Annotated in this window: 23 protein-coding genes; 11 read left to right on the top strand and 12 right to left on the bottom strand. The window is 55.0% G+C overall.

The window, feature by feature from the left end; translation table 11 throughout:
• Window positions 1–78: 78 nt before the first annotated feature.
• Both MKY96_RS24315 and MKY96_RS24310 read right to left on the bottom strand, forming a co-directional pair.
• Window positions 79–2,004, bottom strand: coding sequence for a helix-turn-helix domain-containing protein (locus MKY96_RS24315; RefSeq protein WP_340944020.1), 1,926 nt, complete (start codon window positions 2,002–2,004; stop codon window positions 79–81).
• Window positions 2,001–3,839 (bottom strand): sensor histidine kinase, encoded by a 1,839-nt coding sequence (locus MKY96_RS24310; RefSeq protein WP_340944017.1) that lies wholly within the window; start codon window positions 3,837–3,839, stop codon window positions 2,001–2,003. Before MKY96_RS24310 ends, MKY96_RS24315 begins: the two co-directional genes overlap by 4 nt.
• A 133-nt stretch (window positions 3,840–3,972) precedes the next feature.
• Between MKY96_RS24310 and MKY96_RS24305 the strand changes: the two genes are divergently transcribed.
• The 4 genes from MKY96_RS24305 (at window position 3,973) to MKY96_RS24290 (ending at window position 9,251) form a co-directional block, all read left to right on the top strand.
• On the top strand, window positions 3,973–4,854 hold the full coding sequence (locus MKY96_RS24305) for a carbohydrate ABC transporter permease (RefSeq protein ID WP_340944014.1): 882 nt from the start codon (window positions 3,973–3,975) through the stop codon (window positions 4,852–4,854).
• Window positions 4,854–5,687: a carbohydrate ABC transporter permease gene (locus MKY96_RS24300; protein WP_340944013.1), complete on the top strand. Its 834-nt coding sequence runs from the start codon at window positions 4,854–4,856 to the stop codon at window positions 5,685–5,687. The genes MKY96_RS24305 and MKY96_RS24300 overlap by 1 nt, the downstream gene beginning before the upstream one ends.
• A gap of 59 nt (window positions 5,688–5,746) precedes the next feature.
• Window positions 5,747–7,051 (top strand): ABC transporter substrate-binding protein, encoded by a 1,305-nt coding sequence (locus MKY96_RS24295; RefSeq protein WP_340944012.1) that lies wholly within the window; start codon window positions 5,747–5,749, stop codon window positions 7,049–7,051.
• A gap of 190 nt (window positions 7,052–7,241) precedes the next feature.
• Complete coding sequence (locus MKY96_RS24290) at window positions 7,242–9,251, top strand: beta-galactosidase (protein ID WP_340944010.1); 2,010 nt, start codon at window positions 7,242–7,244, stop codon at window positions 9,249–9,251.
• Here the strand turns inward: MKY96_RS24290 and MKY96_RS24285 are convergent.
• Window positions 9,241–9,471, bottom strand: coding sequence for a hypothetical protein (locus tag MKY96_RS24285; protein WP_340944008.1), 231 nt, complete (start codon window positions 9,469–9,471; stop codon window positions 9,241–9,243). The genes MKY96_RS24290 and MKY96_RS24285 overlap by 11 nt on opposite strands.
• A 153-nt stretch (window positions 9,472–9,624) precedes the next feature.
• On the opposite strand from MKY96_RS24285, the gene MKY96_RS24280 reads away from it, so the two are divergent.
• Window positions 9,625–10,533, top strand: coding sequence for a LysR family transcriptional regulator (locus tag MKY96_RS24280; protein ID WP_340944759.1), 909 nt, complete (start codon window positions 9,625–9,627; stop codon window positions 10,531–10,533).
• 183 nt (window positions 10,534–10,716) lie between these two features.
• Here MKY96_RS24280 and MKY96_RS24275 read toward each other — a convergent pair whose 3' ends face one another.
• Entirely contained in the window at window positions 10,717–11,553 is an 837-nt protein-coding gene (locus MKY96_RS24275; RefSeq protein WP_340944006.1) for an AraC family transcriptional regulator, read from the bottom strand.
• Between the two features lie 119 nt (window positions 11,554–11,672).
• Between MKY96_RS24275 and MKY96_RS24270 the strand changes: the two genes are divergently transcribed.
• Window positions 11,673–13,703: a beta-galactosidase gene (locus tag MKY96_RS24270; protein WP_340944004.1), complete on the top strand. Its 2,031-nt coding sequence runs from the start codon at window positions 11,673–11,675 to the stop codon at window positions 13,701–13,703.
• A gap of 88 nt (window positions 13,704–13,791) precedes the next feature.
• Here the strand turns inward: MKY96_RS24270 and MKY96_RS24265 are convergent, their stop codons facing one another.
• From MKY96_RS24265 to MKY96_RS24255, 3 genes are read right to left on the bottom strand one after another with little or no spacing between them, the layout of a single operon-like run.
• Window positions 13,792–14,982, bottom strand: coding sequence for a Ger(x)C family spore germination protein (locus MKY96_RS24265; protein WP_340944003.1), 1,191 nt, complete (start codon window positions 14,980–14,982; stop codon window positions 13,792–13,794).
• Window positions 14,975–16,078 (bottom strand): GerAB/ArcD/ProY family transporter, encoded by a 1,104-nt coding sequence (locus MKY96_RS24260; RefSeq protein WP_340944002.1) that lies wholly within the window; start codon window positions 16,076–16,078, stop codon window positions 14,975–14,977. The genes MKY96_RS24265 and MKY96_RS24260 overlap by 8 nt, the downstream gene beginning before the upstream one ends.
• A 28-nt stretch (window positions 16,079–16,106) precedes the next feature.
• Entirely contained in the window at window positions 16,107–17,774 is a 1,668-nt protein-coding gene (locus tag MKY96_RS24255; protein ID WP_445671497.1) for a spore germination protein, read from the bottom strand.
• Between the two features lie 189 nt (window positions 17,775–17,963).
• Between MKY96_RS24255 and MKY96_RS24250 the strand changes: the two genes are divergently transcribed.
• The gene (locus MKY96_RS24250; protein ID WP_340944000.1) at window positions 17,964–18,521 is read left to right on the top strand and encodes a DUF1273 domain-containing protein; all 558 of its coding nucleotides are present in this window, start codon (window positions 17,964–17,966) and stop codon (window positions 18,519–18,521) included.
• Complete coding sequence (locus MKY96_RS24245; RefSeq protein ID WP_340943997.1) at window positions 18,487–18,627, top strand: hypothetical protein; 141 nt, start codon at window positions 18,487–18,489, stop codon at window positions 18,625–18,627. The genes MKY96_RS24250 and MKY96_RS24245 overlap by 35 nt, the downstream gene beginning before the upstream one ends.
• On the opposite strand, the gene MKY96_RS24240 is transcribed toward MKY96_RS24245, so the two are convergent.
• A complete protein-coding gene (locus MKY96_RS24240) occupies window positions 18,585–20,042 on the bottom strand; it encodes an amidase family protein (protein WP_340943995.1) in 1,458 nt (485 codons plus the stop codon). The two genes, MKY96_RS24245 and MKY96_RS24240, sit on opposite strands and share 43 nt — an antisense overlap.
• A 212-nt stretch (window positions 20,043–20,254) precedes the next feature.
• Here MKY96_RS24240 and MKY96_RS24235 point away from each other — a divergent pair, with 212 nt between their 5' ends.
• A complete protein-coding gene (locus MKY96_RS24235) occupies window positions 20,255–21,181 on the top strand; it encodes a DUF6612 family protein (protein ID WP_340943992.1) in 927 nt (308 codons plus the stop codon).
• A 103-nt stretch (window positions 21,182–21,284) separates the two neighbouring features.
• Here MKY96_RS24235 and MKY96_RS24230 read toward each other — a convergent pair whose 3' ends face one another.
• The 4 genes from MKY96_RS24230 to MKY96_RS24215 all read right to left on the bottom strand — a co-directional run bounded on the left by MKY96_RS24230 (window position 21,285) and on the right by MKY96_RS24215 (window position 24,976).
• Window positions 21,285–22,022, bottom strand: coding sequence for a hypothetical protein (locus MKY96_RS24230; RefSeq protein WP_340943989.1), 738 nt, complete (start codon window positions 22,020–22,022; stop codon window positions 21,285–21,287).
• A gap of 173 nt (window positions 22,023–22,195) precedes the next feature.
• A complete protein-coding gene (locus tag MKY96_RS24225) occupies window positions 22,196–22,699 on the bottom strand; it encodes a hypothetical protein (RefSeq protein ID WP_340943987.1) in 504 nt (167 codons plus the stop codon).
• 178 nt (window positions 22,700–22,877) lie between these two features.
• On the bottom strand, window positions 22,878–24,308 hold the full coding sequence (locus tag MKY96_RS24220) for a HAMP domain-containing sensor histidine kinase (protein WP_340943986.1): 1,431 nt from the start codon (window positions 24,306–24,308) through the stop codon (window positions 22,878–22,880).
• Complete coding sequence (locus tag MKY96_RS24215) at window positions 24,296–24,976, bottom strand: response regulator transcription factor (RefSeq protein WP_340943982.1); 681 nt, start codon at window positions 24,974–24,976, stop codon at window positions 24,296–24,298. The genes MKY96_RS24220 and MKY96_RS24215 overlap by 13 nt, the downstream gene beginning before the upstream one ends.
• A gap of 145 nt (window positions 24,977–25,121) precedes the next feature.
• On the opposite strand from MKY96_RS24215, the gene MKY96_RS24210 reads away from it, so the two are divergent.
• The gene (locus MKY96_RS24210) at window positions 25,122–25,835 is read left to right on the top strand and encodes a YceI family protein (RefSeq protein ID WP_340943980.1); all 714 of its coding nucleotides are present in this window, start codon (window positions 25,122–25,124) and stop codon (window positions 25,833–25,835) included.
• A gap of 107 nt (window positions 25,836–25,942) precedes the next feature.
• Complete coding sequence (locus MKY96_RS24205) at window positions 25,943–26,353, top strand: hypothetical protein (protein ID WP_340943978.1); 411 nt, start codon at window positions 25,943–25,945, stop codon at window positions 26,351–26,353.
• Window positions 26,354–26,441 lie beyond the last annotated feature (88 nt).

Genomic DNA, 26,441 nt, shown 5'->3' with positions numbered 1-26,441 from the left:
CAGGCTCTCAGCTTGTCTGCCCGGGTCTTTACATGACCTGGTGCTCTTTTCTTCTCTGAGGAGGCATCCATCATTCACTCAATGCTCCGCCTGATCCCGGTAATCTTTCGGCGAATGGCCGGTATGCTTCTTGAAGACCTTGCTGAAGTATTTGACGTCGTGGAAGCCGACCATTTCCGAGATCTGGGCCAGCTTGAGGCCCGGATTCTGCATCAGCAGCTTGGCCTTCTCGATGCGGACGCTGACGATGTAGTCGGAGAAGTTGATGCCGTATTCCTGCTTGAACCGGCGTGAGACATACTCGCGGCTGACCTGGAATTTGCCCGCCACCTCCTGAAGGGAGAGGTCGGAGGGGTAATTCTGCTCAATGTATTTTACGATCTCCGTCATCGGGTTCCGCTCTTTCTGCTGTCTGTCCCTGAGCGCCCGGGATAACTGCTGCATGAAGGCAAGGGACCAGTCGCGCCAGGCGAACAGGGAGAAGGAATAGCCGCTGGGCTGCGGAGAGGGGTTCTGCTGGTCCCCGTGCTCAAGCTCAGCCAGCACGCTAGCCGCCTGGCTGCCAAGCGCTTCCCGGACCAGACGGGAACGAAGCAGCAGCGCATCGGCCTTCCAGTCGTTCAGCATCTGCGGGGTAACCACCCCCCGGCGGCTAAGCTCCTGAGTCCAGTGCTGCGCCGCTGCGGTCAGGGCCTCGGGCGTCCCGCTGATGACCGCCATCCGCCAGTCCTCCTGGACATCGGCGAAGCTCAGCGGGACTGCGGTCTCCCGCTTATTGCGCGGCTTCCCGCCGGGTATCGTCCCCGGCTCCCTGCCCGTCACTGTGCCAGCACCATTGCCTGTCGCCGCACCCGCACCTGACTTCCGGCCTGTCACCTCGCCCGTTCCCGAGCCAGTCAATCCGCCTGTCGCCGCACCCGCACCTGACTTCCGGCTCGTCACCTCGTCCATTCCACTGCCAGTCACTCCGCCTGTCACCGCACCCAAGCCTGGTTTTCCGCCCGTCATCACACCCACATCAGTCCCCACGCCTGCCACCGTACCCGCTCCCATGCTTGTCCCCCCGCCCGGCAACGTCTCCGCCCGCGCATAATGGCAGTAATCCTCATGCCTAAGCAGATTCCGCCGCAGCAGGGCTTCGGCGGCTTCGGTGCGTCCTGCCGGCAGATGCGCGGGGAAAGCACCCGGCGTGCTGATTCCGAAATGCATACGGAACTGCAGCGTCAGGAAGATGCCCTGATTCATCCGGCTAATCAGCGAAGTGACAGATTCATGCGGCTCCCAGAGCAGGATGGCAATCTCCGGCGGCCCGCCCCAGTAGCGGAAGGCGATGCCTGTGCCCTGCTGCTGCAGGAATTCGTTGCAGATGTTCACGATGGCATAGTAGAGCAGCTCGCTGTCGCCGCCGAAGCGCCGCAGCAGCGGATTGTTGCCGCTGTCCGTCTGCACGAGAAGCAGACGCGAAATCTTAATGTCCGGCGGAATGATGCCGTCATGGATCAGGCGGCGCAGCGAGGCCTCGGCATTCACCCTGTCATCGATGAGCGCAGACAGCAGCTTCTCCCCGAAGATCGGCTTGATCTCATTCAGCCGGAGGCTCTGGTGCTGGCGGTGGCTGCGTTCCGCCTCCTCGGCCCGCCAGGCGGATACTGCCTTGGAGACCGCACTGTTAATCATATCCGGCTCAATCGGCTTCAGGATATAATCGATGCCGCCATGGCGGACGGTCTGGCGGACGAAGTCGAAGTCATTATGACCGCTGACCACAATGAACTTGGTGCTGCCTGCGAATTCATCCACCCAGGTCATCAGCTCCAGGCCGCTCCCGGACTCCATCATCATATCCATAATGACCAGCGCAGGCTTCTCCCGGCGGATCAGACCGATGGCCTCATTGCCGTTACCCGCCTCCAGAATCTCCTCAATCTGATGGGCCTCCCAGTCCACCAGCAGGCGGACGGCCTTCCGGACTCTTGCTTCGTCATCTACAATCAGTGCCTTCATATTCGTTCACTCTCCACTACAATATCGATTTCCAGGCGGATGATTACCCCGCCTGTCTTCAGATTATCCACGGTCAGCAGGGCGTTATCGCCGCAAACCAGCCGCAGCCTGGCCAGCACATTGCTGAGGCCGATGCCCGCGCCCGGTGCATCGCGTCTGCTAGGGCTGTCCTGTCCGGCATTCTGCAGCAGCTCCCGTTCTTCAGCGGTGCTGGACTGCTCCAGCTCCTTGCGCAGCGCCTCCAGCCTGCCTGCGGGAATGGGGAGGCCATTGTTGGCGATGCTGATCTCCATCCGCTCCGGAGCAAGCCCGGTCACGTTAATCTCCATATATCCGTCCTGCCGGTCAAGCTGGAAGCCGTGCTTGAAGTAATTCTCCACAATCGGCTGAAGAATCATTTTGGGCATCAGCGCCTGAAGCAGCGGCTCCTCCACCTCAGACCGGAAACTGAACTTGTTCTCAAAACGTTCCTTCTGCAGCTGGATATACGCTTTGACATGGTCCAGCTCACTCTGGACCGTCACCACCTTCTCATCATTGTACATGCTGTAGCGCATCATTTTGGCCAGAGCCGACAGCAGGCCGTAGATCTGCGGCACCTTCAGCTCCAGGGCCAGCGTACCGATAATCTGGAGAGTGTTGTTCAGGAAATGCGGATTAATCTGGGACTGGAGCGCCCTCAGCTCATTGGTCCGGCTCGCCAGCTCCAGTCTGTACTCCCGCAGAATGAGATTGTTGATCGTGTCCATCATACTGCGGAAATGCTCGGTGACCACACCGATCTCATCGTTGCCCGCCGGGCGGATCTCAATGTTGAGATTCCCGGTCTGGACCTGATTCATATACCGGGTCAGCTGCTTGATCGGCGCGGTAATCCGGAAGGAGACGAGGATCGTCAGAACAATGATCGTCACCAGCAGCAGCGCCAGCAGCAGCAGGTTGATCGCGGCGGCCTCCTTGGCTTCGCGGAACAGATAGGAGACCGGAATCTGCTTGACGAGAGTCCAGCCGAGGCCGATGCTGTCGATCTTTTGATAGATGAATACAGAGCTGTCCTGTTCAAAATAACCCTGCATCTGCGTGCTGTCCGCAATCTGGCTGTTATACCAGGCGGCATTCAGCGGTTTGCCGAGCAACCCGGAATCCTGGCTGTAGACCAGCCTGCCGCTGCTGTCCACAAGATACAGCTTCTCCTGATCCTGCTCGTACAGCTGGTCCACAATCTCACTGAGGGCTGCCAGCTTCACATCAATTGACAGATAGCCTAGCGCCTGCGAGGTAGGGATACGCTCAATTCTGCGGTGCAGCGTAAAAACCGGCTCCGGTATAAACTGCGTTAACGGCAGCCTCAGCCCGTAAGCGTTGCTCAGATGTGTACTCTGCACGCTTACCGGGGAGCTTCCGCTCAGACTGGACTGGTGGTAGGGTGCACTAGCCAGCCAGCGCTTCGGTGTTGTATTGTCCGTAATCAGCGTAGCCTTCGAATCTTTCACACTGTATAAGTACACCTGTGAGAGGTGGGGCAGGGAGGTGGAGATATAGCTGAGCGAGTTATAGATGGCAATATCGGAGGACAGATCGTCGTACCCTGCTTCAAGCAGCCGGTAGAAATCGCCGTCAGAATACACGTTCAGCGACAGACGGTTGAGCTCCTGCAGCAGACTGTTAATGTTTTTGTAGCCCTGATAGAGCAGATTCTTGTTCTCCTCGACCGCCCGGTCCCGCAGTGACTTGGTGGTGTGGGAATAGCTGACATACATTGTAGCCATAATGCAGATTAAGGTGGGCACAAGCAGGAAGACGATCAGCTTCGTGCGGATACTGGTCCATTTCATGGGGCGGGTCACATCCAGGTCAATATTTTACACCCTAAAGATCACTTGCGTAGGTGTAAGAGGCTCTGCAAAAAACAGATAATATCTTTAGATCATAAACAAGTGAGTGAGTAAAAGAAAGGGGGGCCATAACATGCGCGGCAATAAATTGTCCCAGTTCGGTCAGCAGGTATTTTTCGTTGGCCCGGCATTATTGTTTTTTACCTTGATCATGATTATTCCGTTTCTGATGGGGATGTACTACTCCTTCACGGACTGGAACGGCGTATCCGGTAATGTGAGCTGGGTCGGCTTTGAGAATTTTAAAAGTATTTTTACGAATGATCACGACTTCTGGTCATCCTTCTGGTTTACCGTGAGATTCACCGTGCTGGGTGTGATCTTGACTAACATAGTAGGCTTCTTCCTGGCCTATCTGTTGACCAAACCCCTGAAGACACGCAATATGCTCCGGACCATTTTTTTCATGCCGAATGTGATCGGGGGCCTGCTGCTCGGGTTCATCTGGCAGTTCATCTTCATCAAAGGCTTCGCCACGATGGGCGATCTTACGGGCCTGTCCTTCTTCAACCTTCCCTGGCTCGGGGATGCGACCACCGGCTTCTGGGCGATTGTCATGGTCTTCATCTGGCAGTCCTCCGGCTATCTGATGGTCATCTACATCGCTTCGCTCAGCAACGTCTCCAAAGAGGTGCTCGAAGCTGCCGAGATTGACGGCGCCTCCCGGATGCAGGTGCTGCGCAACATTATCGTTCCGCTGATTATGCCTGCGGTTACGATCGGGCTGTTCCTGGCAATCTCCTGGTCCTTCAAGATGTTCGACCTGAACCTCTCGCTGACCAAGGGCGGACCGTTCAAATCGACGGAATCCGTAGCGATGAACATCTATAACGAAGCCTTCCTGAACAACCGTTATGGTCTGGGTACGGCTAAGGCGCTGTTATTCTTCCTCATTGTAGCGCTGATCACGATCATTCAGGTTCGTATAACGAAGAGTAAGGAGGTAGAAGCTTAATGAATGCCAAGACCAAAAGCAGATGGAATATCGGCATTGAAGTGATTATGATCCTTCTGGCGCTTCTGTTCCTCTCTCCGTTCTACTTCCTGCTGGCGAACTCGGTGAAATCCTTTGGCGAGATTCTGAGCGATGCGGCAAGCTGGCCGCAGGCCTTCATGTGGGAGAACTATGCGAATGCGTGGAAGCTGGCCCGGTTCTCCGAAGCCTTCCGCAACTCGCTGATCATTACGATCATCAGTGTAGCGCTGATCTCGTTGTTCAGTGCGATGGCGGCCTACCGCATGGTGCGTGCCAATAACCGGTTCAACCAGATTCTGCTGCTGCTGATGGTAGCGGCGATGGTGGTTCCGTTCCAGACGATTATGATTCCGATCCTGAAGGTTGTGAATGTCCTGGGCGTGAACAACTCCTTCACCGGTCTCATTATCTCCCATCTGGGCCTCAGCATTCCGATGGCGATCTTCCTGTTCCACGGCTTCATCAAGTCCGTGCCGCTGGAGATTGAAGAGGCGGCCACGGTGGATGGCTGTAACCCGGTCTCGGCATTCTTCCGGATTGTATTGCCTCTCTTGAAGCCGATGCTGATGACCATTATCGTGCTCAATGCCCTGGGGATCTGGAATGACTATCTGCTGCCGTCCCTGATTCTCCAGGCACCCGGACTGCGGACGATTCCGCTGGCGACCTTCTCCTTCTTCGGCCAATATACGAAGCAGTGGGATATGGCACTTCCGGCACTGACCATCGGGATTGCTCCGATCGTCATCTTCTATCTGTTCATGCAGCGTTACATTGTTGAGGGAATAGCGGCTGGCTCGGTGAAGGGTTAATTCACCGGGCTCCCGTTCCACATAAGAAGCAGTTAAATTATTCAAGGGGGAAATATCCAATGAAGAAGAAACATTCTGCACTGATGATGTCATCCGTAATGCTAATGTCAGTAGTGCTCGCAGCTTGCGGCGGCAATGCCGATAAGTCTGCCTCCAATAATGCTTCTAATGGAAGCGCTGGCAACAGCGGCGCTGTGAAGACCGTTAAGATTTTCCAGTTCAAGACCGAGATCGTGGAAGGCCTGAATGAGCTGAAGGTGGAATTTGAGAAGGAACATCCTGACATCAAACTGGATATCCAGACCGTGGGCGGCGGCGCAGACTATGGTGCAGCGCTGAAGACCAAATTCGCTTCCGGCGATGCTCCTGATATTTTCAGTAACGGCGGGTATGCCGAAATGGCACTGTGGGCAGACAAGCTGGAAGACCTGTCGGACCAGCCTTGGGTGAAGGATCTGATTCCACTTGCCGCAGAGCCTATGACCAAGGACGGCAAAACCTACGGGATGCCAATGAACCTTGAAGGCATCGGTTATGTATACAACAAGGACCTGTTCGCCAAGGCCGGGATTACAGAGACGCCCAAAACCATTTCCGAGCTTGAAGAAGCAGCCAAAAAGCTGCAGGCGATTAACGTGACTCCGTTCGGCAACGCCTATCAGGAATGGTGGCTGCTGGGGATTCAGGGGATTAGCGTAGCTTTTGCCCAGCAGGATAATGTGGATGAATTCATCAAGGGTCTGAACGACGGAACTGCATCCATTGTGGGGAATGAGAAGTTCAAGGATTGGAGCAATCTGCTGAACCTGACGGTAAAATACGGCCAGAAGAATCCGCTGACCACTGATGCCAATACTCACCTGGCACTGTTCGCCAAGGGCGAAACGGCTATGATGCAGGAAGGCAACTGGGCACAGACGCTGGTAGATAACATTACGCCGGACATGAACATCGGGATGTTCCCGATGCCAATCAACGATGATGCGGCGATGAACGATAAGCTGTCGGTGGGTGTTCCGGCGAACCTGGTGGTGAACAAGGAATCCGGCTCCAAGGAAGAAGCGAAGACGTTCCTGAACTGGCTGGTCACTTCGGATATGGGGAAAGAGTATATCGTGAAGAAATGGAAGTTCATTCCTGCATTGTCCACCATTCCGGCAACCCCTGAGGATATTGGTCTCCTGGGTGCGGATGTCTGGAATTATGTAAAAGAAGGCAAGGTCTATGGCCTGCAGGCATCCAAATTCCCTGATGGCGTCACTCAAGAGTTCGCCAGCTCCATTCAGGAATTGATTGCGGGCAAGGTGGATGAAGCCGGCTGGGAGAAGGGCATGCAGGCTGCCTGGGATAAGCTGAAGAAATAATCTGAAAGGGAACAGATTGAATAAAGTGGTTTGGCCGGGACGCTCATGCCCATCTCAGAGAATGAGGTGAGGCGGGGCGTCCTTTATGGTTTTCGGCTAACTGGGGATTGAGGTATACTCGAATCAGAGTCTTGTACATTACGATAAGAGGGAGCTGGGCACAATTCGGGAGCGGAATCATTACAGCAACGTGCAAATCGGTGTCGACTATTATCCTGAGCATTGGGACGAGTCCATGTGGGAGAGGGATATCAAGTTAATGAAGGAAACCGGGGTCAAGGTTGTCCGGGTAGCGGAATTTGCCTGGAGCCGGCTGGAATCATCGGACGGCAGCTTTGACTTCGCCTGGTTGGACCGGGCGCTGGATTTGTTCCATGCGTACGGGATTCAGATTGTGATCGGGACGCCTACAGCAACACCGCCGCGCTGGCTGACCTCGGCTTATCCGGATGTGTTGCCTGTATTCGGCGATGGAAGCGTATTCTATCCCGGTGTGCGCGGTCACCGCTGCTACAACAGCAACTCGCTGCGGAAAAATGGCCGCCGGATTATTGAGGCGCTTGCCCGCCGTTACAGCAGCCACCCTGCGGTTATCGGCTGGCAGACGGATAACGAATTCAGTATGCTGGATTGTCATTGCGACAGCTGCAACCTGGCATTCCGGGACTGGGTTCAGCAGAAGTACGGGACGCTGGAACGGCTTAATTCGGAGTGGGGAACCGTGGTCTGGAGCGGAAGCTACAGCAGCTGGAGTGAATTGACCGTTCCTTATGGCGCTTCACCTTATCAGAACCCTTCACTGCTGCTGGACTTCCAGCGGTTCCAATGGGATTCAGTGATTGCCTTCCAGAAGTCGCAGATTGATGTGCTGCGGGCGATCTGCCCACATCACTTCATCACCCATAACTTTCACAGTTATCCGCAGCGGCTGGATATGCACGGGCTGGCAGAGGAGCTGGATGTGGCGGCCTTCGATTACTATCCGAATCCTTCGCCTAAGAAACAGGCCACTGCACCATACAGCGGGGCCTTATCCCTGGATCTGACGCGCGGGATTAAACGCCGGGGCTTCTGGATCATGGAGCTGCTTAGCGGCCCTCCGGGCTGCTGGTTCCCGATGTGGCGTACTCCGTATCCCGGATTGATCCGTGCATATGCCTGGCAGGCGATTGCCAGAGGTGCGGATACCGTGGTGCATTTCCGCTGGAGAAGCGCAGCCGCCGGAGCAGAGCAGTTCTGGCACGGCCTCATCGACCACAGCAATGTGCCCGGGCGGAGATTTGCCGAATTCGGGCAGCTGTGCAGTGAGGTGAATGCTCTGGCTCCGCTTCTGGAAGGGACCGGAGTTATGAGTCAAACAGCTATCTTGTATTCGCACGAGCAGTTGGCTGCGCTGCGGATTCAGCCCCAGGCGGAGGGACTGGACTATTATGATAACATCAAGCAATATCACCGGGCGTTAACCAAGCGGGGCGTCAGTTGTGATGTGGTAGACTGGCGTCAGCCGCTGGAGGGCTACAAGCTGGTTATAGTCCCGAGCCTGTACCTGCATGATGAAGAGGCGGCTCAGGCGCTGGAATCCTTTGCGGAAGGCGGCGGCACAGTCATTCTGACGAGCCGAAGTGGTGTGAAGAACATGAATAATATCTGTGTAATGCAGCCTCTTCCCGGGCTGTTCTCGCGTGCGGCCGGCATAACGGTGGAGGAATATGATCCGGTTGGAGACGAGGTTCATACGCTCCGTGATGCTGAAGGAAATCTGTATGCATGCAGCCATTGGTGCGATATTCTTCGTCTGGAGGGAGCGGAGCCGATTGCCTGGTATGAAGATGATTACTATGCCGGAGTTCCTGCAGCTACACTGAACCGCTTCGGGGCGGGCAAGGTATATTATATCGGGACCGATCCCGGGGAGGATTATTGGCTGAAGCTTTTGGGTGATATCGCGCTGGACGCAGAGCTTGAGCAGTTCGCGGAATTACCGGAGGGCGTTCAGGCCTTCAAGCGTACAGGAGAGAACCGGGAGCTGCTGTTCCTGCTGAACCTCAGCCGGACGGCTCAGAGCATCCGGCTGGAGAGGCACTACCGCAGCGCGCTAACCGGCAATCTGGAGACTGGAACCGTCATGCTTCCGCCTTTTGCTGTTCAGATCCTGCAAGCTGTAGGCGCTGGCCTGCCGGAAGCTGGGGTCAGGCAGTAGGGTGACGTCTCTTCTCCTGCAGACGGGAGGCCAGGGAGACCACAGGAGCTTTCGGCTGTGGCTTCCGCCTTTCGGCCTGCTGTTTCTGCGCCGCCATAAGCTCCTCTTGGCGGAATTGGCTTAGGAGGTCATGGACAGTTCTGATTTCACTTGTACTGATAGCTATTTCTATGCCATCCGGATTACCGGGCAGCTGGAACTTCCACTTTTTGTTTTCCACTGCTATCACTCCTAGCAATTTTATAGTTGGGGTCTCGCGTTCCTGTTATATTTCCATCATAAACGGTGTACCGGATCATGTATAATGAAGGGAAATGATGGTGGCTATCACTGCGGCTGATGGGTGATCCGGGGGGAGCGATGCGGCGTGGATATGGGTCTTCTCAAAGTGTTTCAAGCGGTTGCCGAAGAAGGAAGTATCTCAAAGGCAGCCCAAAGCCTGAACTATGTGCAGTCCAATGTAACCGCGAGAATTCAGCAATTGGAGCAGGAGCTGAAGACTCCGCTGTTCTACCGGCATAGCCGGGGGATCACCTTAACTTCGGCCGGACGGACGTTCATGGAATATACGGTCAAGATCCTTAATCTGCTGGAGGAAGCGAAGCTGGCGGTGCTGGATTCACCGATTCCCACAGGCTCGATTACGGTCGGCTCGGATACGACGGCAGCAGTGCGGCTGCCTGCTATCCTGTCCGTTTACCGCGGGTGCTACCCGGATGTGGAGGTTCATCTGCAGGTCGGACGGGCGGGGGAGCTTATCGAGTCGGTTCTGCAGCATAACGTGCAAGGGGCCTTTATGGACGGACCGGTAGAGCACCCGGAGCTAGTCCAGGAGCTGCTCATTCATGAGCGGATCGGACTGGTCATTCCCGATACGATGGATTATCAGGGAGTCCGCTCTGTTCATGACAAGACTCTGCTGATGCTGAATTCAGAATGTCTGTACCGGAACAGGCTGGAGAGCTGGCTGGCGGAAGAGGGCGGACGGCTGGGCAAGGTGATGGAGTTCGGGACGATGGAGGGACTGCTTGGCTGCGTAAGGGCGGGAATAGGGTATGCGGTGCTGCCGTTATCCTATTTCACCCGGATGAATGTCACGGAGGGGATAAGGATCTATCCGTTTCCCGAGAAGTATGCGGAGGTGCCGACGGTATTCATCCGGCGGCGTGACCTGTATATGACGAGCGCGTTCCGGGAGTTCATAGAAGAGCTGAAGGCGGGGCTGCCGGAAGCGGTGAGCGGGACAGACAGAATGCAAAACGGCAGCGGTCCTGTGGAGTAACGGGCAGCAGTGAAGTCATAAGCGTAGCATGAATAAGATGCGAAGCACGCGGTATAGCTGGCTTGTGCACAAACGGATACCGTCCATTTATAAGGAGGGTATCCGTTTCTGTGTTTGTTTAGAAAATGTAGATAGCCATCTGCCAGCTGTATGCGAAAAACCGATTACAATCTTGCTTGCTACTCAGTGCAGCTTCCTGAACTGCTCCGGTGTAACCGCCGACTGCTTACGGAAGGTAGCTACGAAATGGCTGACATCGCGGAAGCCGACCAGCTGCGAGATGGCCTTGACGGTCAGCTGGGGCTTCGCAACCAGCAGCTCCTTGCTCTTGCGGATGCGCAGCCGGACGAAATATGCATAGGGCGATAGCCCGAAGGTCTGCAGGAACAGGCTGTTCAGATATCTGCCGGACACCTCAAGCCGGGAGGCGAGATCACTGAGGCCTACCTCGGGATCACCATAATGGCTGTCCATCCATTTCAGCAGCGGCTGAAGCTTGTCTACATTGCGGGAGATTGCCGTGTTGTTATGCAGCTGTCCGTATTTGTTCAGGGTCAGCAGGAACCGGTAGGCATCGCTAGATTCCCCCAGACTGAACATGTCATTCGAAGCATCATGGCGGTCCAGCATCTCCTTCAGCATCCAGCTCAGCGGCGCCCCGCTCTCCCAACGATAGAACAGGCTGGTATTCATCCCGAGCGAATCCAGAATATGCCGGGCTGAGGTCCCGCCGAAGGTGAGATAATAGGTGCGCCAAGTCTCTGAGGAGAGCGCTTCATAGCGGTGCGGTGTCCCCGGCATCAGCAGAATGCCGCTGCCCTCGGTGAGGGTGAGCTTCTTGTTGTCGAAGTGGATCATCCCGCCGCCATGCGCCGTTTGCAGCCAGTGATAGGTGTGATAGCCTTGCGGCCGGGAGACTTGTTCCTGATCAGGGTTATAACCCATACTGTCGAGGGTGATGGGGAGCAGCTGGCCGCTCTCCTGGGCGAATACGATTCTGCGGACGGTATCCAGTGACATTCCGGTTCATCTCCAACTGTTCCATATTATTATATTCCAATTCATTAATATTATATTTATAGCGATAGAGGTAGCGATTAAAATAAGGATATACTTATACTATAAAGGATGTGCGTAGCGTGATCAACGAGAAATTACCTAAGATCTGGTACGGTGGAGATTATAACCCGGAGCAATGGGAGGCCCCGGTCTGGGCAGAGGACGAGCGGATGTTCAAGCTCGCGGGCATAGACGTGGCAACCATTAATGTGTTCTCCTGGGCGCTGATTCAGCCGTCTGAGGATACGTATGATTTCAGTGGTCTGGATGAGTTAATCGACCGCTTATATAAGAACGGCACCTATGTATGTCTGGCTACGGGTACCGGGGCACATCCGGCCTGGATGGCTCACCGCTATCCGGAGGTTACCCGCGTGGATGTTCAGGGCCGGAAGCGTAAATTCGGCGGCCGCCACAACTCCAACCCGAACAGCGCAGTCTACCGCAAATATGCGGCACTGCTGGCCGGTAAGCTGGCTGAGCGCTATAAGGATCACCCGGGCCTGGTGGCCTGGCATATCTCCAATGAATATGGGGGATATGATTACTCCGAGCAGTCCGAGGCTGCTTTTCGTGTCTGGTTGAAGGAACGTTACGGAACGCTCGATGCGCTCAACAAAGCCTGGAATACCCGGTTCTGGGGCCATACCTTCTATGACTGGGAGGAAATCGTTGTTCCGAATGAACTCAGTGAAGAGTGGGGCGGTAACCGGACCAACTTCCAGGGAATTTCTCTGGACTACCGCAGATTCATGTCGGATAGCCTGCTGGAATGCTACATCCTCGAATATGAAGCAATCAAGCAGCACAGCACGAACATTCCGGTTACAACCAACATGATGGGCTTCTACCCGGAGCTGGATTATTTCAAGTGGGCGAAATATCTGGATGTAATCTCCTGGGATAACTATCCGGCACTGGACACACCGGTCAGCCATACGGCGATGACGCATGATCTTATGCGCGGCCTGAAGAACGGACAGCCGTTCATGCTGATGGAGCAGACGCCAAGCCAGCAGAACTGGCAGCCGTACAATTCCCTGAAACGCCCCGGCGTCATGCGCCTCTGGAGCTATCAGGCAGTAGCACGCGGTGCTGACACTGTGCTGTTCTTCCAGCTGCGGCGGTCCATCGGCGCTTGCGAGAAATACCACGGAGCGGTCATTGAGCATGTAGGGCATGAGCATACCCGCGTATTCCGCGAATGCGCTGAGCTGGGCCGGGAGCTGGAGAGCTTGGGCAGCGAGCTGCTGGATGCACGCAGCGCGGCGCAGATCGGGATTATCTACGACTGGGAGAACCGCTGGGCGCTTGATCTCTCCAGCGGCCCGTCTGTTGCACTGAAATATGTGGACGAGGTCCATAAGTATTATGATGCGCTCTATCAGCAGAATATTGAAGCGGATATGATCGGCGTAGAAGAGGATCTGTCGAGATACAAGATTGTCATTGCACCGGTGCTGTATATGGTGAAGCCGGGCTTCGCCGAGAAGGTCGAAGCCTTCGTCAAGGCTGGCGGCACCTTCATTACGACGTATTTCAGCGGGATTGTAAATGAGAATGATCTGGTTACGGTTGGCGGGTATCCGGGAGAGCTGCGCAAGGTGCTGGGGATCTGGTCCGAGGAGATCGATGCCCTGCTGCCGGGTATGAGCAATGAGATCGTGATGAACAAGGAGTGGGGATCACTTAACCGTTCATATAGCTGCGATCTGCTCTGTGACCTGATTCATCCCGAAGGCGCAGAGGTGCTCGCCCAGTATGGCGCGGATTTCTATAAAGGTATGCCGGCCCTGACGGTGAACAGCTTCGGCACTGGTAAGGCTTATTATGTGGCCACAAGTCCCGATGCGGCCTTCCTGCGCGGCTTCCTGGCTAACCTGTGCGCCGATAACGGCATTGCGCCGCTGGTCAGCGCGCCGGAAGGTATTGAGTCCGTCCAGCGTGTGAAAGACGGCGTATCCTATCTGTTCCTGCTGAACCATTCAGCAGAGGAGCTTCGTGCGGATATCGGTACCCTAGAGCGGACCGATCTGATTACCGGCAGCAAGTTCAGCGGCTCCACTCCAGTTCCCGGGCGTGGTGTGCTGATTCTCTCAGACAAACAGTAAGGTGCGAAAAAGCTGTCCCGAAGGCCGTTCATTAGACACGGCTGCTGGGACAGCTTTTTTTAGAACAGACTCACTTAACGGGATTACCCTATTGAGTGAAGGAGCCGAAGTCTGTTATCTTCAGATCAATAGTGACATGAATAGGAGTCCGGCTGAACACCTCGTCCCAGCGCTCCTCCAGCTTCTTCCATAAGGCGGGCTCCTGAATGCTGAGCCTGGTGGAGAAGCCGCCCACATCTGCTTTGTAATCCGACTGCAGCTTGTGAAGCATACTCGTCATCATCCGCTCGAGCCGCTCCTTGAACAGCTTCTCTGCTTTTTGGGGAAGATGGGTGGCCGCAGGGTATTCCTCTACGTTCCAGGTCTCGCTTAGCCTTCCTTCCGTTGTGAGCTTGACGTCGAAGGATAGCTGGCCGCCGTCTGCTTTGGCAGTGATTTTACTCTTCATGGACTTGAGTTCATAGGTAATCGGCTCATTGCTCCAGTCGTAGGTCTTGATGACGCCGCTTTCCCCCCCGTTGGTCAGCCAGCTCAGACATTCGGTTTCCTCCTGATTCAGCGCCCCCACCCAGTGTCCGGTATCCCCCTTGATGACTCCGGCTCCCGAGAATTCTACCTCACCATTCGCCGTTACCAGGTTCTGCAGCGCATAACTGCGTTTGGAGAACATATTGGCATCCATTTTCGATAAAATAACAGGGTCCAGCACCTTGCTGGTTCTCTTCTGATTACGCAGCATATCTCTGATATGAAAGGCAGGAATTTCATTTTTTTGCTTCGTGACCATAGTGTCTGCTGCCCGGCCTTGGCTTATGAACACCATCGTACTGGGACGGATGTCATTATCCCGAAGCACGAAATCCATTAACTGGTTTATACTTTGCTGCTTGAGCAGCTCACTGGAGATCACAATTACCTTGAGGTGGTGGCCGATGATCGGCCGTTCACGCAGAATCGAATATTGACGGAAAATCTCCAGCACAGAATCTCCGGTTCCGGATACATTCATATAGGGTGCACTACTGCTGGTGCCGCCTTGTTTATCTGCTCCACCCACGGAGTTAGCCGGAACCATCTGCACAGTGGCGGTAATCTTATTCTTTTTATAATAAGTAGCGCCCTTGTCCTCCAGCTCCTGTTCTGTAGGCGTGAACTCTCCGATATCCAGAGCCAGGCCGGCGTATAGGGCCAAATCCTCAATCTCTTTACTGCTCCAGCAGGAGGTCAGTGTGGCAAGCATCAGCAGCGAACACAGCAGGAGGAGGATTCGTCTAGACATGCTGCTTCAGCCCCTTCACCCGGATGAGCCAGACGACGGAGAGCAGGACAGGCACCAGCAGGAACAATACCAGCCCTATCTTGCCTATGGTATCCCCGAGTGCGAACAGGTCGCTTAAGGACTTCGGCAGCATCGCCGAAATGAACAGAAGCGGAACCAGCGCATATATAATCGGATGGACCTTAAGCTTGAAAATCTGGGAGAGACCCAGTGAGGACTGGAAAAAGAAGCTGCTGAAGTTGCAGAACATCTGCATCAGCCAAATGACCATGAACGGGAATTCCAAACGCTCGAAGAAAAATCCCGGCACCTCAAAGCTGCGCAATAGATCAATAGTGGGCCAGGTGCTGGTAATGGCGGAATCAATAGAGATGCCTCCGATCACTACAATAATGGTCAGGAAATAGATGGCCAGCAGGATGCTCAGGCCGCCAAGCATAGCTTTGACAGCCTTTTTGGGGTCATCCATGAACGCCACAAGCGTCATGGTGACTTCACAGCCGGTGAATACAAGTACAGTGGATTTGAGTCCTGCGAATACAGGGGACCACCCACTGCCGAGCACAGGACGCAGATTATCGATATCGAACATCCGCAGGCTGAGCACGAAGGAGATGAGCAGAATCATGATGCTGATCGGAAAAACAATGGTGTAGACACGGGCAATAGAGTTGATGCCTCCGTACACCAGGTAGGTGCTCAGCCAGAGAAAAGGAAGAATTACTGCCCAGATCGGAGTCCCCTCCAGCAGAAAAAACAGGGTAACCTCGGCCAGTGTACGGATCTCAAAGCCGGCGATAGTGATGAAGTACAGGATTAACAGCATGGACAGAATGCCGCCGACGAACCGGCCGGTCAGCAACCGTGAGTACTGAAAGACGGTTTTTCCCGGAAATTGCTGGCTGATCTTCACCATAAGAAGAACTGCCAGCATTACAATGGCCCCGCCGAGCAGGGTGGAGATCCAGCCATCCGGAGTTCCGACACTCTTGCTCACGCTGCGCGGCAGTGTGAGCACACCCGCGCCCAGCAGGGTATTGTTCAGGAAAATGGCCGTTTGTGTAGCCGTGATTTTATCATCCGTACGTATGAACATACTGCATTCCTCCTTATACCAGGCGCGGTCATGATCTTCGTTTACTCTGTTGGGGTTTCATCATTTTCGGTCTGCGCTTCATCAGAGCCATCGGAGCGCGCAGGAACAGATCCTTCCAGTCACTGAGCCGGAAAGGGGAGAGCGGGGTCAGATAAGGCACTCCGAAGCTCTTGAGCTTGGTCAGATGGCAGCAGATCAGCAGGAAGAACAGAATGGTCCCGTACATTCCCAGCACCGAGGCGAACAGCATACCGGCGAAGCGCAGCATCCGCAGGGTGATCCCGGCACTGTACATCGGGATGGAGAAGGAGGAGATGGCGGTTACGGCCACCGTAATGACCAGGAACGGACTGACAATCCCCGCCTGAACCGCTGCATCGCCAATAATCAGACCGCCGACGATGCCCATCGCCGGACCAATCGGCTTCGGCAGCCGGATGCCGGCTTCCCGCAGAATCTCGATGGCGACCTCCAGAATCAGCACCTCAATCAGCGAGGGAAAGGGTACACCCTGCCGGGTCTTGATGATCGTAATCGCCAGCTCTGTAGGGATCAGCCCCGGATGAAAGGAGATGAATGAGATGTACAGGGCCGGAGCCATCAGGGCAAAGAAGGAAGCGCCAAAACGCAGCAGCCGCAGAAGTGTTCCCGGCAGCCAGCGATCATAATAGTCTTCCGGCGACTGCAGCAGCATGCTGAAGGTTACCGGTGCGATTAGTACAAAGGGTGTGCCGTCCAGCAGGATGGCAACCCGTCCTTCCAGCAGGGCACTGATCACTCTGTCCGGCCGTTCTGTATTCTGTAGCTGCTGGAACGGACTGAGATAATTATCCTCAATGAGCTGCTCGATATAACCGGATTCGGCCAGGAAATCCATATCGAGCTTGGCGATCCGGTTCTTGATCTCCTCCAGCAGGTCGGGATTGACGATATCCTTCATGTAGGCGATCACAATATCCCGCTCAATCGTGCTGCCTGCCCGGTAAGACTTCATCTCAAGCTGGTCGCTCAGGCCCTGGCGGCGCAGCATCGAGGTATTCTCGCTCAGCACCTCGGAGAAGCCCAGCCGGGGACCGCGGAGCAGGGCTTCAGAGACCGGCTCCGCGATGGCCCGGTTAGCGGCACCGGGCATCTCGATGAGAAGTCCGCAGGGCAGACCTTCGATCAGCAGGCCTCCGTGTCCGAAGAGGATGTATTTATTAAACGCTTCGATAGCGTTCTCTTCCTTAAGCTCGCTGAAGGGAAGCAGCTGACGGGCAAGGCCTGCGGAAGACAGCGGTCCTTCAGGCAAGTCGTACATCAGGAACTGCATAATTCGCATATTCAGCAGCCGGTCATTCTGCATGCCGTCGATATGGATAAGCACGGCCCGGGCACCTGTATTCGCTAATGTGAATTCCCTGAAATGCAGATCGCTGTTGTCTCCAATGGCGGCTTGCACAGCGAGCAGATCCGTGCTGTAGCTGCCGCTGAAGGGAGCTGTACCCGCCATGCTGGAGGGGGCAGGTACAGGCGGCTGGGTCTGGTGAACGGTTCTGGAGCCGTACCCTATCTGGCCCCGTCCGCTGCCTACCAGCCTATAGAGCGATCTATACAGTAACGTGAGAAGCAGTGGAACGAGCATAGCAACGCCCGCCTGACCAAAGACTGCCCAGCCGGGTATATACGATACAATGGAAGCGAACAGTGTGATCATCCCCAGCCGCAGAAATTTAAATGTCAGGACAGAAGCAGACGTTTTTCTTCTCATCAAGTTTTCCAAAGTTTATCTGAATTTACTCCTAATTCCCGAAAAAAGTTCGAGCCAGCCTAAATGGTATATAATGCATACTAGAACAGATTGTTCAGGACAGCAGGAATGAATGAATCAGGAAAGAGGCAGCGCATGAGAACCTTACTGGTCACAGGCTACCGGGCCCATGAGCTCGGCATTTATGACAGCAAGCATCAGGGCATTCCCTATATCAAAAAAGCACTCGCGAACCGGATCATTCCGCTGGTGGAGGAGGGACTGGAATGGGTCATTACTCCCGGGCAATATGGCGTGGATCTGTGGGCCTGCGAGGTGGTGCTGGAGCTGAAGCAGCAATACCCCGGGCTGAAGCTGGGCATTATTACGGCCCATGCCTCACCGGAGGAGAAGTGGAAGGAAGAGAAGCAGAATGAATACCGCCGCATTGTAGCCGGTGCCGACTACTACGGAGCCGTAAGCAATGCCCCCTATGACGGGAGCTGGCAGTTCAAGGCCAGGGATGATCTGCTGCTGCGTAAAAGCGACGGGATTCTGTTATTCTACGACGAGGATGCAGCGGAGAGCAGTGCGAAGTTCACCAAAGAGCGGGTCGTGAAGCTGCATTCCGAAGGTGATTATGAGCTGCATCTGATGCATGCAGAGGAGATTCAGAGCATTGCCGATGAAGAGAACCGGCATCACTATGATTGAGAAGGGGGTGCGCAGCTGCGAGCTGCGCACCTGGAGCCTGTCCCATGTTGGCATCAAGCGGGATCAGATGAAGCTGCGGAGTGAAGGCGGCTTGCGCACCTTATAGTTCTGCTCATAGGCGTAAGCCAGTCTGATAAGCACCGGTTCTTCATAGGCCCGGGCGGAGAAGGTTACGCCGAAGGGCGCGCCGGCTGAGGTATAGCCTGACGGCACCACGATCGACGGATATCCGGCTCTTGAGGTAATCCGTGCGCCGAAGTCAGCGGGGAACAGCAGGGCATCAAGCTGATGTTCGCGCATAGTAGCGTCAATCCCGAGCTCCTTGCAGAGTCTGAGATCCGTCATGCGGTCACGCAGATATTGCGGCTCAGTGAAGGTGCCGGAGGTTGTTAATTCGGCATCGAGCAGGGTCGCTTGCCCGAACTTCAGCGTCTGGACCGGATGGGCATGATTGAAATCAATAATATCCTTCAAGGTACGCATCGGTGCCCCCGGGCCCAGGCGGGCCAGGTAGGCGTTCAGCGAGGTTTTGAATTCATTCAGCACCACGGATGAATAGCTGATCTCCCGCGCCGTTGTAATCTCGGCCGGATCGATAATGGTCGCCCCGAGCTCTCGCATTCTCTCCACAGAGGCATTGAACAGCGCAAGCTGCTCCTCCGTCAGCTCCTCAAAGTAATAATCGCGCGGAATTCCGATTCTTGCTCCCCGCAGACCGTCTGCATCCAAGAAAACCGTGTAATCCTCGTGAACCTTACCTCTGTTCGTACCCATTGCCGCATCTCCGGCATCCTGACCGAGCAGAGCGTTCAGGAGAAGGACGGCATCCCGGACCGTTCGTGCCATAGGCCCGGCGGTATCCTGCGTGCTGGAGAGCGGCAGAATACCGGAGCGGCTGATCAGCCCCACCGTGGGTTTAATACCGATAATAGAGCCAAGATTGCCGGGATTGAGGATGGAGCCGGAGGTCTCTGTTCCAACGGAGACGGTGCAGAAATTACAGGCCACCGCTACAGCAGACCCGGCGCTGGAGCCGCCTGTCGGCGTGGAGATGTTATAGGGGTTAAGCACCTGCCCGCCCCGGGAGCTGAAGCCGGAGGGCATGCCATTCGTCATGAAGTTGGCGAATTCCGTCATATTAGCCTTGCCCATAATGATAGCTCCCGCCTCGCGCAGCCTGCTGACGATGAAGGCATCCTCTCCGGCAAAAGAGTCCGCCAACGCGAGCGAGCCCGCGCTGGTATGCATGTTATCTCCGGTATTAATGTTATCCTTCAATAGCACCGGTATGCCGTGCAGCGGTCCGCGCGGACCCTGGAGCTGGCGCTCTACGTCCAGGGATTCAGCGATGAACAGCGCATCCGGGTTAATCTCCAGTACAGAATTCACCGTCAGACCGTTTTTGTCATGATCCGCTATGCGCTCAAGGTACATCAGGACTAATTGTCTGGAAGTGATCTCCCCGGAATCCAGAGCGGCTTGAATGTCAGACAGGGTAGCCTCTACGATTTCAAAACTCATGCGGGTCCACGCTTCTTTCCCTTTTGGATTTAGTAGTATTCTTCCTCATATAAGCACAGTTTGGCCTGTCTTCATAGTGTTCTTTTGCGGGCGGGACGACCATGACTTTGGATGTAACTTTTAAACGGCTGATTAAAAGGGGGGCTCCTGTGGTTAAATACATCACAAGATTTAACAATACTACTTGCTAACATCACTAGGAGGAATCGAACTTGAAGAAATGGACTACGTTATTTATGGGTGTTATGTTATCTGTGGCCTTGGCTGGCTGCGGCAATAATGAGGAGCTCAAACCATCAGAGGGCGCTGCAACAACTGCACCTTCAGGAAACGCGGCTCCGGAAGCCTCCGCATCGGCAGCGCCTGCTGAACAGACATCAGACGGCGTTCCAACAGTGGATGAATTGATTCAGAAGTCGGTTGCCGCATCGGGTGATCTGAAGAGCTTCGCGATGGAATCGCAGGTGAAGCAGAAGATCAACGTGAAGACGGCACAAGGGGATAATGCGCAAGATACCGATATGACCACGAAATCCGAGTTCATTAAGGAGCCGCTGATGATGCATCAGGAGGTACAGATGAAGACGGCCCAGGGCGACCAGAAGATTGAGCAGTATGTGACTAAGGACGGCTTCTATTCCCAGGTGAACGGGCAATGGATGAAGATGCCTGCTACGATGGGTGAACAGGTCCTGACTGCTATGCAGCAGTCCGCCAACCCTGAGAAGCAATTGGAGCAATTCAAGGCGCTTACCGAGAAGACAAAAATCACCGAGGAAGGCGATAGTTATCTGTTGTCTGCCGAGGTATCCGGCGATGACGTCAAGGAACTGGCGAAGTCTTATATGAATCAGGGCGGCAGTGCCGATCCTCAGATGGCTGCTATGATGGAGCAGATGAACATCAAGAGCATGAATATCGCCTATGCGGTAGATAAGAAAACCTACTTCCCAACCCGTACAGATGTAACGATGGTCATGGATATGACCAGCAATGAACAGACGATATCGATTGATATGGATATGAAGTCGACCATCAGCGATCACAATAAGGTCGACGAGATCAAGGTTCCGCAGGAAGCGCTGGACGCGAAGGAAGTTGAAATGCCAGCGGCTCCGGCAGCTCCTACAACTCCGTAACTGGCTTACCGGGCTGAATAGAAATGCAACATATGGAAACGGCGTTGCTGTCCTGATTAGGACGGCAGCGCCGTTTTTGGCATAAGCTTTTTACGGGGTGATTTTAGAATTTGAAGGAGTTGCTTAGCATACCAAAGGCCGCTCCGGCTATGACGGAGGTGATCAGCTTGTAGAAAATATATCCGGTCACAATGTTGGCGATGGCAATCGGGTATAAGGTGTCAATTCCCCGGCTGCCGGCGGTGTTCAGCGGATATTGAAACAAAGCCGTATTCATGCTGATGAAGACAAACAGGAAGGACAACGCCACCAATGTGGTCGAGAAGGAGTACAGGCTGACAAGTAGTGTAAGAATCGCCAGCACCAGCAGCGCCACGGCCGGAACGAGCAGCGTGCCCATCCGGGTAATCAGCAATTTGAAATCGAAGCTGACCTTCTCCAGCCGGAGAACGGCATAAGTGGCTCCGCAAGCAACGGCAAGGCCTACCGCCGTCAATAACAGCGGCTTCAGGAAGCCGGGGCCGAAGATGGCCGAGACATCCCATTTGATGAACAGGGTGAGGAAATATAAGGCCGTTAACAACGCCGTAAGGCCCATGGTGATCAGGCTGTTCATGAAATGGGCCACAGGAATTTCCCTCATTGTACTGTACGGGCGGGTAAGGGCTCTCAGGTAAAAGCTCCAATACTGCTTGCCTACTGCCTGTGCCTGCTGTACACGTTCATCCTTGAGCAGATTATTGAACTGCTCGGTTACCTTACGCTGGGGCTGCGGCTGCCCAGGCTGGTTGTTAGGCCCCTCAGGATTCGTGAAGGGGGTTCCGCCTTCCGGGTTGTTCATTGTGATTCCTCCTTGTGAAATATATGGAAAATGCCATTGGCTCTAGTATAAGGGCACTCACCGAGGAATTCTATAAATTTGCCGGAATATGCAGAAATTCATGCGAAAAAGCCCGTAAATCGTCGATAAAGGTCGATTTACGGGCCTGAGCCATTCCTATTTCTGTTCCGGTGTTAGTCTTCCGCCCGGGCAAACCCCTCTTCAGCGAGATATTCCTCCGCTTCAGCCGTCGTCTCGAAGGCCATCTCAAGCTGTAGTCCGGCATAGAGATACCACAGATCCTCCTCAAATCTCAGGCTCAGCGTATGCCCGGCCTCATTCTTCCACAGCGACTGCGCTTCAGCTCCGCCCGTCTGCGCTTTTTTCTTTCTTTTGGAAGGGGCAGGGGCCTCGGGAATGTACATCAAGAGAGAAGTGATAGACGCATCGAGCAGCTCGCGCAGCGCAGCCTCCGAATAATCTCGGATATTGACCAGTCCCTTATCATCCGTCTCGTAGCCCCGCAGCAGCCCGGCATAGACGAAGCCGTTCCCGTTCGGGTGAATATGCGAAGCCACGGTCTTCTTATCGTGACGGCTCTGCTCCAGGTGATAATTCACCCGTCCCAGTGAGACCTTCCGCGCCTCCAGCTGGGGATAGGAATCAAGAATAGCTATTTTCTGTTCAAAAGTAAGCATATACGCCTCCGGTTCACTTGAAATATAAAAATGTATAGGTTTCACGCTATACATTATCTTTCTATTTCTCGCTGAAACGGTACCGTCCTTTAAAAGGACGGCAATACCGTTTCCACTTGTAGTCAGTTGATTATACCACGCAGCGGGGTGCTGGACTATAACGCGCTTCCCCGGTTCATTACTCTGCCAGCGGGAGCCGCAGCACGAAGGTGCAGCCCTGCGGCGGGTTGCTGCCCAGCTCCAGGCTGCCGCCCATGGCTTCGGCCAGCAGTCTGCTGAAGGTCAGGCCCAGCCCGAGTCCGCGAAGCAGGCTCTGCTTGCCCGAGCTGCGGTAGAACGCTTCGAAGATCCGCTCCCGGCTGTCCGGATGGATGCCTGGCCCATTATCCGTAACGGTGATTTCGGCATGACCCTGCGGCGTAGCCGTAAGTTCAAGCTTCAATTGAAGCTTGCGGTCAGGCATCTTCGCCTGCAGGCTGTTGCCCAGCAGATTCACAATAATCTGCTGGATGCGCAGCGGGTCTCCCCGCAGTACAAGCGGAGTCTCCGGCAGCAGCAGGATGGGCTTACTGACCTCCTCGCTCTGGGTCAGCATCCATTGATAGAGAATCTCCTCCAGCAGCGGGGCTGCTTCGAGCTTATCATGACGGACGGCAACCATGCCCGCTGTCAGCGCATTGTAGTCCAGCAGATCGGCGACCATATGCTGCAGCCGCCCGGTCTCAAGCAGAGCGATATCGAGGAATTCCCCGGCCTCCTCGCCTTCGACAACGCCCTCGCGGACCGCATGGAGCAGTCCTTTGATCGAGGTGACCGGCGTCTTGAGCTCATGGGACACGCCGGCCAGCATGATGGCCCGCGACTGCTCGAACTGCTGCAGCTTGCCTGCCATCTCCTGGAAGGAGACGAGCAGCTCGTGAATCTCACGTTCTTTGGCCCCGGTCTCAAGCGCGATATTATATTGGCCGCTGCTGATCTGCGCGGCGGCGGCAGCCACCCGCTGAACCGGCTTGGCCAGCTTGACCGATAAGAGATAGATTGTCAGCCAGCTTAGGATAATCAGGAAGACGATGATAATCGAGAAGAAGGTGATCTCTTCTGTCGGAATATGACGCAGGGAGCGCTTGGACTGCATAACCAGCACCTGCCCCAGCGTGCCCTGGTCCCCCTGGATCTGAGCGGCAGCGGCTTTGTATTCCGAGGTCCGCGAATCGGTCAGGGTATCATTGAGCTTATATCGCATCTCCTCGTCCGTCATCGGGGGCTGGGAGTATAGCAACTCGCCTTCGGGTCCGGTGATGATTACGCACATCTCCTCAGTTACCTTGAAGAAGCGTTTGCGGTCCTCCACCAGCCTATTCAGGCCCCCGGTAATCGCTAATTGACCGTCTGTATCCACGCTCCGGTCAGCAATCTCCTGCGCCAGCAAGCCGGTCGTCTGCATCCGGTTGCTCATCGCCTCCTGCTGCATCCACCAGAAGGTGAACAGCGCCGTCACCAGCAGCCCGATGCTGATGATCAGCAGATACCGCAGAGTCCAGTAAGTAAGAATGGAGGTAGTCTTCTTCTTCCTGCTGCTGTTCTTCTTACTCTTCTTTAGGTTGTCCATAATTGATAACCCGTTCCTCTCAGTGTGCGGATCTCGCCCTCGTCCTCCGGCCAGTGCGAGAGCGCCTGGCGCAGTCTTTTGATGGAGAGATCAACGGCCCGGTCGCTTCCCTCGTAATCCATCTCCCATACATGCTCCAGCAGCTGGTCACGGGTGCAGATCTGATTCGGCCGCTCGGCCAGGAACAAGAGCACCGACATGTCGCGCGGGCTAAGGCTGACCTCTGCCCCGTTCAGGAAGATGCTGCGGGCCGAGAAGTCGATGAACAGGCTGCCGTAGTGGCGCTTGCGGCTGCCGTCCGACCACTGCGAAGGGCGGCGCAGCACCGCCCGCACCCTTGCGACCACCTCCTCGGGGATGAAGGGCTTCGACATATAGTCATCCGCCCCGCCGTCCAGACCCGCCAGCCGGTCCTTGATCCCGTCGCGGGCGGTGAGCATGATGACCGGGCAGCTGCTCCGCTCACGGATGAGCTGCAGCAGCTCGAAGCCGTCCATCGCCGGCAGCATGATATCGAGCAGGACCAGCGAGGGAGGCGCCTCCCCGAAGGCGTCCAGGGCACTCCGGCCGTCTGCGGCCCGGGTGACGTGAAAGCCTGCTTTTCGCAGATAGGCACTAAGCACCCGCGCGATGGCTTCTTCATCCTCTACGATTAGTATCGATTGCATGAGCTTCAGTCCCTTAACTAAAATTACGACAATTCTAACACATATGCAGGCTAGTATGCTTTGACTTATTCCCGACATATTGCTTTGGTAGAATGGGAGCCAAGCCAATAGAGCAGAGATAAGAATATGGAATGGAGGAGATCGTATGAAGAAGAGGACAGTCGCTATAACCGCAGCCATTGTAATTATTGCAGGAGCCATCACCGCCTTCATCTTAGTGAACAACAGCCTTGGCAATAAGGTGGAGATTGAATCGGTGATTCCTGAGCAGGCGCAGGACAGCGGAGCCCAGAAGGAAGGAACGGCCAATGCGGCTGCCGCCGCCGCTGCTGTAACGCCGGAGCAGTTGAACGGAACCTGGAACATTGCAGAGCCGTCCAAGGTCTACTGGTCCGTAACCACATCCAAAGAAACGGTTAACTTCGTAGATCCTTCCGTGAAGGGCACCTGGAAGGTGAATCTGGAGGATGCCTCCGCGATGACCGGCGAAGGGTCGGTCGACATGAGCGCGCTTGATTCGGGAACCGCCCAGCGGGACGAGCATGTCAAGGGAGCAGACTTCCTGTCCGTGGCAGAGTTCCCGGAAGCCACCTTCACGGTGAAGTCCTTCTCGGAGCTGCCGAAGGAATGGACAGAGGGGACGGCGGTGCCGGTACAACTGCAGGGTACGCTGACTGTGAAGGGCATTGAGAAGGAAGTGACGTTCGACTCGCAGGCCGCATATAGCGGCGGAGAGCTTAAGCTGTCGGGTACGACTACCGTAACCTTCGAGGATTTCGGCCTCAGCAATCCGCATTCCATCGTGCTCAGTACCGAGAACAACCTTGAGGTGCGCCTGGAGCTGGTGCTTAAGAAATAACATAGAGTTGGGGATGACCCTCCCCGTCTGCCGTGGATTCGCGGCTGGCGGGGAGGGTTTTTTGATGTAACTTGGGCTGTTGCGGCGGCGGGGGCTGTGGAGGATGTATGTGGAAAAGCGAACACATTGGGCTGGCGCGGGGTGTACGGCCGGAATGTAATCGAAAAACCGATTACATTGGGCTGCGCGGGGCCTATGGACGAAATGTAATCGAAAAACCGATTACATTGGGCTGGCGCAGGGCGTATGGCTGGAATGTAATCGAAAAACCGATTACATTGGGCTGGCGCGGGGTGTACGGCCGGAATGTAATCGAAAAACCGATTATATTGGGCTGGCGCGGGGCCTATGGACGAAATGTAATCGAAAAACCGATTACACTGGGCTCAGCGTGGGGCCTATGGCCGAAATGTAATCGAAAAACCGATTACATTGGGCTGTTGGAGAGCGTATGGCTGGAATGTAATCGAAAAACCGATTACAATTGGGCTGGAGCTGGGCGGATGAGCGGAATGTAGACGATAAACCGAACACAATCGGTGCTGCTGCGGTGAGATGGACATATGCTATCCATACAAGCGGTCGGTGAGAGAATGCTCTCAGAAC

The organism is Paenibacillus sp. FSL R7-0302, from assembly GCF_038006885.1.
Lineage (GTDB): Bacteria > Bacillota > Bacilli > Paenibacillales > Paenibacillaceae > Paenibacillus_AQ.
Note: the sequence above shows the minus strand (reverse complement) of the source record. Positions and strands in the feature narration are given on the sequence as shown.